Annotated in this window: 9 protein-coding genes and 2 pseudogenes; 7 read left to right on the top strand and 4 right to left on the bottom strand. The window is 35.3% G+C overall.

Annotation, left to right across the window (positions count from 1 at the left end; all coding sequences use genetic code 11):
• Window positions 1-172: 172 nt before the first annotated feature.
• Together DFO72_RS28550 and DFO72_RS28555 are read right to left on the bottom strand one after the other, a co-directional pair.
• Complete coding sequence (locus DFO72_RS28550) at window positions 173-622, bottom strand: hypothetical protein (RefSeq protein WP_243856314.1); 450 nt, start codon at window positions 620-622, stop codon at window positions 173-175.
• Between the two features lie 294 nt (window positions 623-916).
• A pseudogene (locus DFO72_RS28555) lies at window positions 917-2,080 on the bottom strand (IS110 family transposase).
• 535 nt (window positions 2,081-2,615) lie between these two features.
• On the opposite strand from DFO72_RS28555, the pseudogene DFO72_RS28560 reads away from it, so the two are divergent.
• Window positions 2,616-3,777 (top strand): annotated as a pseudogene (locus DFO72_RS28560) (IS3 family transposase).
• Window positions 3,778-3,823: 46 nt separating this feature from the next.
• Here DFO72_RS28560 and DFO72_RS28570 read toward each other — a convergent pair.
• The gene (locus DFO72_RS28570; protein WP_113885865.1) at window positions 3,824-4,315 is read right to left on the bottom strand and encodes a DUF3888 domain-containing protein; all 492 of its coding nucleotides are present in this window, start codon (window positions 4,313-4,315) and stop codon (window positions 3,824-3,826) included.
• Between the two features lie 1,039 nt (window positions 4,316-5,354).
• Between DFO72_RS28570 and DFO72_RS28580 the strand changes: the two genes are divergently transcribed.
• The gene (locus DFO72_RS28580; RefSeq protein WP_113885867.1) at window positions 5,355-5,699 is read left to right on the top strand and encodes a cytochrome c biogenesis CcdA family protein; all 345 of its coding nucleotides are present in this window, start codon (window positions 5,355-5,357) and stop codon (window positions 5,697-5,699) included.
• Between the two features lie 205 nt (window positions 5,700-5,904).
• Here DFO72_RS28580 and DFO72_RS29745 read toward each other — a convergent pair whose 3' ends face one another.
• Window positions 5,905-6,363 (bottom strand): hypothetical protein, encoded by a 459-nt coding sequence (locus DFO72_RS29745; protein ID WP_166672575.1) that lies wholly within the window; start codon window positions 6,361-6,363, stop codon window positions 5,905-5,907.
• A 265-nt stretch (window positions 6,364-6,628) separates the two neighbouring features.
• Between DFO72_RS29745 and DFO72_RS28590 the strand changes: the two genes are divergently transcribed.
• The 5 genes from DFO72_RS28590 (at window position 6,629) to DFO72_RS28610 (ending at window position 12,696) form a co-directional block, all read left to right on the top strand.
• Window positions 6,629-7,327, top strand: coding sequence for a hypothetical protein (locus DFO72_RS28590; RefSeq protein WP_113885868.1), 699 nt, complete (start codon window positions 6,629-6,631; stop codon window positions 7,325-7,327).
• Window positions 7,328-7,924: 597 nt separating this feature from the next.
• Window positions 7,925-8,764 carry a tyrosine-type recombinase/integrase gene (locus tag DFO72_RS28595; RefSeq protein ID WP_009336788.1) on the top strand — a complete coding sequence of 280 codons (840 nt, stop codon included), beginning with the start codon at window positions 7,925-7,927 and terminating at the stop codon, window positions 8,762-8,764.
• 160 nt (window positions 8,765-8,924) lie between these two features.
• The gene (locus DFO72_RS28600) at window positions 8,925-10,220 is read left to right on the top strand and encodes an IS110 family transposase (protein ID WP_113885911.1); all 1,296 of its coding nucleotides are present in this window, start codon (window positions 8,925-8,927) and stop codon (window positions 10,218-10,220) included.
• 587 nt (window positions 10,221-10,807) lie between these two features.
• A complete protein-coding gene (locus DFO72_RS28605) occupies window positions 10,808-11,344 on the top strand; it encodes a sigma-70 family RNA polymerase sigma factor (RefSeq protein WP_113885910.1) in 537 nt (178 codons plus the stop codon).
• Window positions 11,344-12,696, top strand: coding sequence for a sigma-E factor regulatory protein RseB domain-containing protein (locus DFO72_RS28610; RefSeq protein WP_113885909.1), 1,353 nt, complete (start codon window positions 11,344-11,346; stop codon window positions 12,694-12,696). The genes DFO72_RS28605 and DFO72_RS28610 overlap by 1 nt, the downstream gene beginning before the upstream one ends.
• Window positions 12,697-12,924: the final 228 nt, after the last annotated feature.

The raw sequence follows: 12,924 nt of genomic DNA on the forward strand, positions 1-12,924 counted from the left end.
TCTACTCTTTTCAATTTAGAAATATATATCCATGGAGGATGAAATCCTGCGAATAAGCGAGCATTCGTGAGTAAACCGTATTAAACTGAGGGAGTGGAACAAGATAAGATTGTTGGCAAAAATAAAAACAGGCGACAATTTAAATCGCCTGTTTTGGTATGAAATGAAATTGTTATTGATTAGTAAAAGTAAATGTCTCTTTCATTGGTCTACCTTGGTTATTATCAGTCCAAACAATTTCCACTTCCAGTTCTGTAGCTTTTTCGGCCAATAGGAAGTTGCTAAAACGATAAGGGTTTCCGTCATTAAGTTGTCTTGCTAAATTGATTGCCCATTTAGGATCTTCTTTACTACAGGGTGCACTTGGTGGACAACTAACAAGAGAATACCTTGTATTAGAATTAGGTTCATTTCTATATAAATTAACCTTAACTGAATCTACATCCTCACCGATCTTATCAATTTTTAATGAATACGTATTAAATTTTCCTTTGACTGGCTTTACTAAATCCTTACCCTTTTTAGCCTCTCCAACTTGCACTGACCATTGGTCTGATTTTTTTACGATTGGCAACTTTTCAAAGGTTAAAGCGTCTGCCGGTGTTGAGAAAAGAGATAACAATAGAAATGTAACAGCCCCTAGACATAATCTTTTAATGATAACACACCTCCTGTAAAATTAGGTTTATTATTCCTGATAATAAATGGGTTATACATTATTTTACCGCGCATTAAAACACTTTTTGTTGTAGCCCCTTATTTAGCTAAAGACCTGCGGTAATATGTCAACTCCAAAAGTTTAAAGATGTTTAGTTTTCAATTTACTTGTGACTAAAAAAGACCGTAAGGAACTACACCAGTAAATAAATGTAATTTACTGGAAATCAGGAAGGCTTGCGCTGACAAAGTATATTTGTCAGATCTTCACGCACCTTTCTTGCGCAAAGACTTGGCGTTTGCGAAGCAGCGCATCCACCAATCGCACGAGTTTTCTTGCTGTTAGGACGAGGGCACGTTTGTGTTGATGTTTTGGAACTTCAAGACATTTCTTTTGGTAAAACTCGCGATATTCGGGAATCTGTCTCCTAACCGAGTTGGCGGCTTCAACGAGGTAGTAGCGCAGATATTCGTTTCCTTGTCGCGAAAGAGAAGTGTCTTCAGCTGTAAAGCGGCCAGACTGGTGTTTCCGCCAGTATAGACCTGCATATTTGGCAATCTTGCTTTCATCTTCAAAACGTTCAATCTGGCCGATTTCGGCAATAATGCCTGCGGCATATACAGGTCCGATGCCCGGTATAGTCTCCAAGGTCTGGGAAAGGCCTGTCATTAGACGGGTAATGGCTTTGTCGATTTCCTTGATCTGTTTCTGAAAGGAACGGATCAGCTCAATGGAAGTACCTAAAAGGAGATCCATTGAGTCTTCTACCACTTTATCTAAGCGGTAGGAAGAGCGGACTGCCCGTTGGATGGAAGTAGCTACTTTATCGGGATCAGAGAAACGATTCTTCCCGTGTTCCTGAAGGAACGCAGCCAATTCATCTAAAGGCATCTGGGCCAGTTCTTCCAGGCTCTATCTTTCGAGGAAGAGGTCCATCATCGCATTTCCGAAGGCGGAAGAGTCCACCTCATGGGAAAAGTTGCTGCACTTGAAATTCAGATGTTGGAGTGCGACATACTGGCTCTCCTTGACAATGGACATCTGGTTACGGCCGAATCGGACATAATCGGCAATCACGAATGCATCAATTTCATCCGTCTTATTCATATCCGAATAGCTTTTCTTGAAGTTGGCAATCTGTTTCGGATTAATGACGAACACTTGAGTGTCAAAGACCTTAAGGTCTTCATCATAATGAAGGAACATAGAAGGATGGAAGCTATAGACCGAAGTGGACTCCAAACCGATCTTAACGCTTTCAACTTTACGTCCTTTCGCAAGGCCGAGGATTCGTTCCTTCAAAACTGTGGCTCCTGGAAGGTCATTTGATACCGTGAAGGTATCCACTTTTGATCCTTCCTGATCAAGGATACAGCCTTTCATGTCAAACGAACTTACGTCTAAACCAACAAATAATCTCATGGGGGTTACCCTCCTTTCATTGTGGAATCATTGGGTATTTCCTTGGACGCCTTGAGATATCTCTAGTATGGACGCCGATCATCAACCTCGTGTATCAGAACTGCATCTGCATCGAAAGCTGCCTCAGGGCTGCTTGTCACCTGAGTTCGAGAGGCAGTGCGCTCAGCCTGCGAGTATGAAGTGCCGCACGTACACTGAGAAACAGTCTTTAGATGTAGTCAAGCTACAGGGGCAGGAAGAATTGTCCCAAATGATCCTAAGACCATTATCTAGAAATATCTCGAGACGTCCAAACAGACCACCTTATATTGATAGAAAAGATGAAAAAGAGAATGGTATTTAAGGAGTTAAACATAATATACGAGGGGCAGGTTTATTGAATAAGAATAATAACTGTTATGGCGTATTAGACACAAACTGCGCAGAAAAAAAGAACACATAAGTGTTCTATCTGGTATTATCCCCTTCAGGTAGACAGTAAAAAAAGAGAACATGATATGATGTTCTTACTAGTCTACTTGGAGGGGTTTTTTCTATGGCCAAAAAAGGACAAACCTTTAAAACCTATACAGAGGGGTTTAAGCGAGAAGTTGTTCGTTTGAAATTGGAGGAGAAATGGTCTTATAAACAGCTTCGAGAACATTTTGGAATTAAAAGTGATGCCCAAATTGCAAATTGGGTTAAAAAAGTACGAAACGGAGAATCATTTGATGACCAGCGTGGGCATTGGAATAAGAAAAACTTTAATAGTTTGGAAGAAGAAAATGCCTATCTGAAAGCGCAGGTGGAATACTTAAAAAAGCGCAATCCAAATCTACATGGGAAGGAATGGTCCTAAAAGCAGATCGATTTCAAATTATTGATAACTTAAGGGAAAAGTATCCCCTTGCGTGGCTACTGAAAATTGGGGAAGTTTCAAAAGCAGGATATTACAAGTGGCGCAATACACATCCTATACGAAGAATCCGTTTTGAGGAGAATATGTTAGTAAAAGAGCATATCTTAGCCATCCACAAAATGCATCCTTACTACGGATATAAACGAATGACAAGGGCTCTTTCCCGGGAGGGAATTGTAGCTAATCATAAACGGGTCAGAAGATTAATGAGGGAATTAGGTATTCGTTCTGTCATTCGCAAGAAACGTCCATTCTATGGACGGAAAGGATCCGTTTTGTTTCCCAATGTCTTAAATCGGGAGTTCTTTGCTGAAAAACCGTATGAAAAACTCGTCACTGATATTACTTACATCCGAGTTGGGGATGAGTTTGTCTATCTGTCAGCTGTTTTAGACTTATATAACAATGAAATTGTGTCATGGCAGTTATCTGAAAGGAACGATCTTAAGTTAGTCATAGATACTATAAAACAGCTAGAAGGCAAGCAGTTCGCAAAAAATGCTTTAATCCACTCAGATCAGGGGTTTCAATATACAACCAAAGCATACGAAAAACAAGTGAAGGAAGACCTCCAAATTATAGGCAGCCATTCAAGAAGAGGAAACTGTCATGATAATGCTTGTATAGAGTGTTTTTTTCTCATTTAAAGACGGAGAAAGTTTATTTAGTACGTCCCAAAACAATGGAAGAAGCATACGTAGCAATTCAGGATTATATACATTTTTACAATCAAGACCGTTTTCAAAGTAAATTAAACGACCTTTCCCCGATAGAATATCGAGAAAAGGCCGCAGCTTAGTATACTCTTTTTTTCAATGTCTACTTGACAGGGTTATGTGCAATCATCAACCTTCTTTTTTAGGTGGCTTAATATGTTCATATTTAATTAATTCAATCGGGGGATAATCTTTGGGCAGGTTTTTCATATTTTGACGATTGGGTTCTACCGCAAAATAAAGAATGTCTTCCCCTAAAACTATTCCAGTACCGGTGCTAGGCAATAATTTGATTTTCAAAAGATACGAATATTTTGTTCCTAACCCCTTAAATTTAGTACCGCTATCAGTAGCTAAAATGGAAACCATATCGTAGTGAGGAGGCTTTGGGGTAGAGTATCCATTTATTTCTTTTTTGTAGTAGTCATTGATTGCCTTCATAATTTCTTTATGGTAAAGGTCGAGGATAAAGTAACCAAAAACTTGGTTTTTTTCTTTACTTGAATAAGTGAATTCAGGCATTTCATCAGAAGTATTTTTAAAAGCATTTGTATTGAGGATGAAAGCCGTAAAGAAACCAATCAAAAATATACAGATAGCTACAAACCATTTTCTATTCAATTAATCACCCACTTTTTACCTTAAGGGTATGCAGGGTTTGTCTAAAGTATACAAGCTTTTATTCTAAGACGGGGTTATTGGTTAATGAACAGTTCGAACAAAATATGCACTACCAAAGAAGGCGGAAATTTACCTTAAGGGTGCTTATATTCAATATCAGCTGCCGATTCAGGTAGCTTTTTCTTATTCTGCAAAAGGGGCAGGTTAGTGGAATATGGATTAAAAAAGTGAGATTATGGGTATAGAGTAATTAAGCACTAGAAAGGTTTGTCTCATTGAAAAATAAGAGAGATACTAGTAGTGAAATAAAAGAGTTCTTATTGATAAAAAAAGAAGATAAATAAATTGAAAAATTAGGAAATGTCTATTAATTATCTATCCATAGTAAGCAGAAATACAAGGAATGTATAACAAATTTCAATTATGATTCAAAGTAAATAAGGAGTGTAATTAATGTGGTAATGAAGGATATATTTATATCTATTTTGTTAAATATTATTTTAGGGTATATTTGGATTTTATTTTTTTTCTTAGTTTTAGGATTATCTAAGTTTAAGGACAATCCCTATATTTTTGGAGGGATCCTTATTCTATTCGGGACTATTTTATTTAGTGAGGTTATCAGGAGAATTAACCCACTCACTAGATATAAATTTTGTCACCCTGTTAAAGTAGCAGTTTTCCTTTCGTTTGGATTAGTAGTGCTGGTAAATTTGATGTTGATCGGTTAAAAAAGCCGCCAAAAACCTCTTTTTCTTATTATGCTACCAGGTGAAATACCTTAAGATATAGCTGCCAACAGGTGGCTTTTTTAATTTGAACAAGCGGGTTGAACATGGATGTCAGTTTAATTAACCCTTGACTCAAAATGAGAAGCCATCGGAAGATTAAAAGTTATGCTAATGAGGCAGGTGGGAATCCGTAAAAGTGGATTATTTTCCTTTATCTAATTAGCTTTCAAAACTATATATTCGCCATGTTTATTGAAAGTCATGATATACTTTATTTACAAGAAATTACATTCGGAGGATTAGTGTTAATGGCAGACGTTTCTATTTTACTTGCATTCGGTGCAGGTGCATTAACCTTTTTATCACCCTGTGTATTTCCGCTGTATCCTGCATTTTTATCATATATAACAGGAATGAGTGTTGTGGAAATACAAAGTGGTGAATTAAAAGGACAACGAAAAGCAATTTTACATACATTTTTCTTTTTGATTGGTTTTTCAATCATTTATTTAGTGCTTGGATTCGGAACGGCAGAAGGAGCGACATTATTTCACTTGGTATTAACAAGGAGTGGGTGCAATGTCAGATGCCCTAACTTTGCTAATGGGATTTCTGGTGAATGGGTTAATAATAGCAGTTTTAATGAACATTAAGAAAATGAATTCACAAAAAGTAAATTTATCTATTTTAAGCCTTACTTCCATAATACTATCAAGTCCATAAAATATATTTTTTTGAAAAACCGACCTCTAGATGAGAACGGTTTTCTTAAATATTACAAAACTATGATACTATAATTAAACCTATAATTATAGTATTTAATATTACCTTACTTTAAACTAGAGGGTTTCTGTACACTTATTTAGAAATATAATCAAACATCTGAATGAATATTTCTTTATCAGTAGCTTCTTTAGATTTATAAACTTTAAAGACCTCTTTTTCTCCATTGGTATTTTTAAATCCTTGAATATAGGCACTATTATCATCTTTGGAATTTTCTATGTTCATATCTTCAGTAGTAAAAGCAAAGAGTTTAAATCCTTTAATTCCAACGAAAAACACAGGATATTTTACTTCTTTATAAAAGTTAACATATTTATTTTTATCAGCCTCATTAAAAAAGGCTTTAGTAATAATTAAAGCATCTAATTCTTCTTGGTCAGGTGTTAATGAATCAAGATTAACTTCTTTATATTGAATATTTTTAATTTTTGGCAAGTTCATATCTTCAGTAACTCCAACAGTTAAGTGATCTCCATCATATTTTAACTCTTCATCTTTATTTGTTGCTGATTTCTCTTCAGCTCTTTCCATATTGTTGCATCCTACTAAAATAAATATCACAAATAACAAAGTCATTAAACGCATTAATACACATCCTTTGGATAGCCTTATTAATAGTTTAACATTATATTAATAGTAACATATAACTATTTTGACAGTATTTAACTTATCATTTAATGGTTATCTTTTGAGAACATTCTACTAATTTACCATAACTCACTTTACCAATTAATAACTCTTAAGTTAAAATGCGTAACTGTAACATTATTCAAATATTACAAATGGAGTGATTATTTTGAAAAAAACCGCTTTAACAATTGCTAGTTCATTAATTATTAGTGGTTCATTTTTGTTTAGCCCGACACATTCAAATGCAGAAGAATTGACCGATTCTAATAGTTCAGGAGTAATAGATCTTATTAATCTTGAAAAACTTGAGGAATCAGGGGATGTGAAAGTAACTATAAATAAACTTACCTATGATGAATTTATCGAAAATAGAGCAAAAGCTAAAGGTATAACTATAGAACAAGCAAAAGAAATATACAAAAATCCAAACAATACTTTAAATACACAGACAGGAAAAAGAACATTATCTACCATGTCTAGTGCATCAGATTTTAGCATGCATGAAATTAACATAGAACAAGATGTATCTTTGACCTATAAACCAACAGTACAAATCTTTGTATATACATATAATTCTGGTTCTTTTAGCCAATTTGACTTCATAGAAGAGGTTGATTTAGATCGTGATGGCTTTTCAAATCTATTTTCGAAACAATTCGCAGGAAAAGTAAATGCCAAAATAACAACTCCAACAAAAATTTGGTGGAATGTTAATGGTGACTTTTTTGATAATGGAACTACATCTGTAACAATGGGATTTGGTGGTGGACTAGGACAAAAAGTAACAGCAAGCTTTGAAGTTTCTCACGAAAGTAATCATTTTGATTATTATGAAAATACTGGAGAATACTCCATTTACGATTGACAAAAAAGGCTGCCATTTAGGTAGCCTTTTTGCCTTGAGGGGGAATAGTTTGGATAGCATCAGAAGGAAAATGCTGATTTCCGAGAGTAATTTAGTTATGATTTATACATTAAAACAACGAAAGTTGCAGATTCTTCCTCTTAAATTCCTCTTTTGATTTTTCAGGAATAGATACCCTTGGAAAATGACCCCCAGTTTCTAAAACTGCAACCCGTTCATTAAAAATTATCTCTCTTTAATACTTCTCATACTGCCATTAATTTTAAATTGATAGCCAGGCTTGAAATTATACTCAATTGTCCTCTCAATAGTTCTCCATGCAATAGCATATAAGTTCCATTTCGCAGTTGTATCTAAAGGTCGCTGGGATAGCTTATTTAAAACGGTCATTTTATCAAGCTTCATCAACTCCTAGATATGCTGAATTACATAAGAAATAAATAAAGGGGTGCAAAATTTGATTATTCTTTAGGTATTGTGAATAAATGTACTTAAAGTAAAGGGTGCAATTACTTAATAAAATTCTATAAAACTAGTATATTTTATAGTTCTCAGGCGAATAATGTTAGAAATACAACGATCAGGGAGTTGTTCATTATGCTTGTATCTGAAGCCTGGAATCTATATAAAGCAGATAAACAAATTCAGGGATATTCTTCTCAAACCTTAAAGGTATATAAAGTGCAAATGTCCTTATTAATCAAATACTTTGGGGATATTAAGATTACTGATATTACAACAGAATCCATTAAACTATATCTTGGAGAAGTTGCAGCTGAGTTAAAAGCATCTAGTCTCTGTCATCGGATACGTTTTATAAAATCATTATTTAAATGGGCTCAAGAAGAGAAGTATGTTTCGGTTAACCCGGTATCTACCATTAAAGAACCTAAGCCAGAGAGTAGAATTCCTAAGTTTCTTACGGAAGAGGAAATTGAATTACTTCGTGAAGCATGTAAAACAACTTTTGAGAAAGCTTTATTTGAATTTATGTATTCAACAGGCTGTAGGATAGGAGAAGTTGTAAAATTAGATAGGCACTCAATTAATATGGCAGAACAATCAGTTATCGTGTTTGGAAAAGGAAAAAAAGAAAGAGAAGTGTATTTTAATACTCGATGTAGTATTTGGTTAAAAAGATATCTAGAAGAAAGATATGATGATCAACAAGCGCTGTTCGTTACGATTCGAGCACCACATCGAATGAGTATTGCACAGATGAGATATGTCATAAAACAGATTTCCAAAAGAGCAGGAATAAATAAATGCATTCATCCACATCAACTTAGACACAGCTATGCAACAACACTTATTAATAATGGAGCACCGTTAGAGGTCATACAGAATTTGATGGGACATGAAAAGAGCGAAACCACCAGAGTATACGCTTATCTAAGTGGACATTTGAGACGTGAGCTATATAAGAAATTCTTTTAGGTGCAGCTTGATGCAGCATTTTTATTGTGCTAAAGGGGCAGCATTCCTGTAATGAATGAAAATGGAGTTTGAACAAAAAAATAACCTCTTGGTAGAATGAGAGAGTCCTGAAGCCGGCAAGCAAAAAGGACAAAAATCTCAAACACCAGGAGGCTTTACAATGCATTATAACCAGAATAACAAGATTGCTCAAATCACTTCTCAAACTCTTATTATAGGAGTCGACATTGCGAAATTCAAACATGTGGCTCGTGCCCAGGATTTCAGGGGAATGGAGTTTGGATCCCCGTGTCAATTTGAAAATACAAAAGAAGGATTTGAACACTTTCTTAAATGGATTTCGGAAATCAAAAAAGAACAGCGTATGAGTAAAGTGATGGTTGGCATGGAGCCAACAGGCCATTATTGGTTTAATCTGGCCCATATCTTAAAAGAAAATGGGATAAAGTTTGTCGCAGTAAACCCGTTGCACGTCAAGAAAAGCAAAGAGTTGGATGATAACTCACCCACCAAAAATGATGTGAAAGATGCCAAGGTCATAGCCCAGCTGGTCAAGGACGGAAGATACGCCGAACCAACAATACCGCAAGGTGTTTATGCAGAACTCCGTGTGGCAAAGAAAATACGCGATCTTTTAACTGAAGACCTACAAACGGTCCAAGGACAGGTGCACAACTGGATTGACCGGTATTTTCCGGAATTCCTCAAGGTATTTAAGAAATGGGAAGGTAAGGCTGCTTTACAATTCTTAAAGCTCTATGCCTTGCCACATGAAATAGCTGTATTCACCGAAGAAGAACTACTCGTCCATTTGAGAAAGTCCGTATCTCGGAGTGTTGGATTAAACAAGATCCGCGAATTAAAACAGGCAGCTAGTCAGTCCATCGGACTTCGACAAGGTGCTGAAATGGCCAGGCTGGAGCTAAAAACCATTCTGGCTAAGTATGAATTAATTCAGTTACAATTCGAAGAATTGGACGCAAAAATAGACGGCCTCCTTGATGAAATACCAGGTGTACAACAAATGTTAGCGATAAAAGGTGTAGGCAGGGATACAATTGCCGGCTTCTTTGCGGAAGTAGGAGATTTAGGCGAATACAATCATCCAAGGCAGATTATCAAGCTGGCCGGCTTAAGCTTAAAAGAAAATACATCCGGCAAGCACAAAGGAAAAACGACCATCACAAAAAGAGGCCGAAAGAAACTCAGGGCCCTGTTATTCAGGGTCTGTATGATTCTCGTCGCCAAGAATTCTGCATTTAAAGCATTACATGCTTACTATACTCAACGTCCGGATAATCCTTTAAAGAAGATGCAGTCCCTGATTGCTTTGTGTAATAAACTAATTCGGATTTTCTTCAGTATAGGGAAAAAACAATTTGATTTTAATGAGGAAAAGATGCTAAAGGACATCCCTCATTTGGCAGTAACAAAGAAGACGGAAATGGCAGCTTAACTTTGGTTTAGATTAGATAAGTAGTAGTTCTTGCTTTTATAGTTTTGGAGACATTTGAAGCACGGATTAGTCGGCAAAGCAACTAAATTACGGGCGTGGACCCTGTGGGGCAGCATGGCTGACATCCACCTCATGGAAAGGTTGGACGAAGGAATTTGAGAGCGAAGACTCTGTGAGACATGGGAGGGTTGACCTCCATGAGTAAATGTGGACATCCACCAGTGCGGTTATATTATTACTCATCCACCATTTTCTGTAAGGGATTGGTTAGTGGGTTCTAACTCTTTTTTCTCACTCTGTCCAAAAATATCCTTTCAAGTGAGGATCCTCCATTTATAAAGTGAGTTACCGAAAGGTAAAAAACTATGAAATTCTAAGAAAACAAGAGTAAATAAGTGTTTTCGCTACTTTTATTGAGGGAGGTTAGTGGAGTAAGAAAATAATTTACTTTATTGAGCTTGAAAACTTCAAGCTCTTTTTTGCTGTAAAATTATAATTAGAAAGCCAGAATGAAAATTTTAAAAAATGTGAAACTTTTTTTAAAAAAAACAGTCTAAACCAATAATTTTCCGAAGGGGGGGATTGAATTGAACAATTTAATTCCAGAAAAGGAATTCTCGAATGAAGAACTAATAACAAGTCTTATTGAATCTTACTGGGTAAGTGTAAAAAAACTAGCATTTACGTATGTAAAAGATTGGGTCTTAGCTGAAGATATTACTCAAGAGGTGTTTATTAAGTGTTATAAAAAGCTTGATCAATTTCGCGGTGAATCAAGCTATAAAACTTGGCTTTACAGAGTTACGGTTAATAGGTGCAAGGATGAATACAAAAGTAAATGGTTTAAAACCTTATGGATATTTGAAGATATCAAAGATAAGGTTGGAGAAAATATAGTATCTGCCGAAATATCATACTTAAAAAATTATGAGGAAACAGTAATTTCGGAATTGGTATTAACATTACCTGTGAAATACCGAGAGGTAATAATTCTATATTATTATGAGGAATTTAGCTTAGAAGAAATACAGAATCTTCTTGGCCTTAATATTAATACAATCAAAACACGATTAAGAAGAGGAAAAATGAAATTGAAGAAAGTATATGAAAGGAATGGTGACTAATGGAAAAACATCTTAAGAAATTAAAAAGAAGTATGGATAATACCGTATTTAAAGATGTCCCATATGATAGAACTAGAAGTATTAGTTCTGTTTTAACACCATTGGATAAGGGTAGAAAATCTAATATTCAAATGCATCCATCTATTATTAAAAATAAGTTAAATTTCCTACTTAGCATTTCAGTAGTTTCTTTAATGTTTATTGGTATCACGTATTTTGCAGGGGTGCAACTTAATTTATTTAGTGGAATGATAGGAAAGCAAGATAGTGAGTCAAGCCATAGCACACTAGAATCTCCTAACAAAGCTTTAGATCAGAATACTGTTTATATACCACCTAAGCAAGAAGAAAATCTTAAAGAAATGACAAAAGAAGAGATTCTTACGAAAATGCTTAATAGTGTTGACTACTTTGAAACAGCTAAAGGTGAATTCAAAATCAATTATGCCGATACATTAGGAGAAACTTTAATTGAGTATGAATTGAGTTTAAACCATAAAGCTGGTGGATATAGTAAAGAGACTTATATAACTGATGGAGCAAAAAAGGTAACAATTCTTTATTATAAGGATGGAACTAGATGGGAAATCGATGAAAACTCAGGAAGCTACGGAGAAGGGAAATATCCAAAAGAAATACAAGGAAACCAATCTGAGACTTTAAAGATTGAGGACGCATTTTCGGTAGATAGTGAGGGAATTAACGTAACAAATTATCGGGAGAGACCACACATTGGGCAGGCTGCTAGTTCACTTTTTCCTTATGAAATTGCTTCTAATTATACTAGAGACTTAAATTCCTGGGATATTGAAAAACAAAATGAAGAACTATTAGGGCATAATACACTTGTTATCAAAGGTGAGGTTGACCGTAGAAAATTCCAGTCTTTTCGTTTATGGGTAGATAAGGATACAGGTATTTTGGTTAAGTATGAAACGTATAACTCAGAAGGGAAGATTGTAGATTATTTATATCCTACGAAACTTGAAATTAACGTTCCTATTGATAGTGAAAAGTTCAAACCCAATTTAGCAGGATTAACCAAAATGGAAACAGATAAAAGCAAACCAAGGATTAACACTGGAGACGTAGACCAATCAATTCCTGAAGAATTAAAAGTACAATGGGATGAAGCAAAGAAGAAACCAAACGAAACTACAATTTTACATCTAGATAATAATTGGTACATCTTCGTCAAAAAAGGGTATTATATTGATCGAATTGAGGTAAATGGTAAGGAAGGAACATTATATTTAGCAAAAGAAAATCTTCCTCCTGGAAAAAAACAGTTTAATTGGCGCGCTATAGCAGAGGGATACGCGGTGGACAATCTTGAAATTGTTTATGAATAATTAAGAAAGTGATACCGGTTGTTGGTATCACTTTTTTATGCTTAAATAATACACAAATGTGAATTTCTTCACTTAAACTATAGGGTGCTTTTGTTTAATAAGCCCTATATTAATAAAGACCACATAACATTGTTGAACTATACCCCGATTTACGGACAGTTTAAAAAGCGCCTATGCGGCTAGTAAATGGCCCCGGTATTGCTCCGGGGTCATTTTATTTAAGCCCCA

Origin of the sequence: Cytobacillus oceanisediminis, from assembly GCF_004366035.1 — a bacterium.
Taxonomy (GTDB): Bacteria; Bacillota; Bacilli; order Bacillales; family Cytobacillaceae; genus Cytobacillus; species Cytobacillus oceanisediminis_C.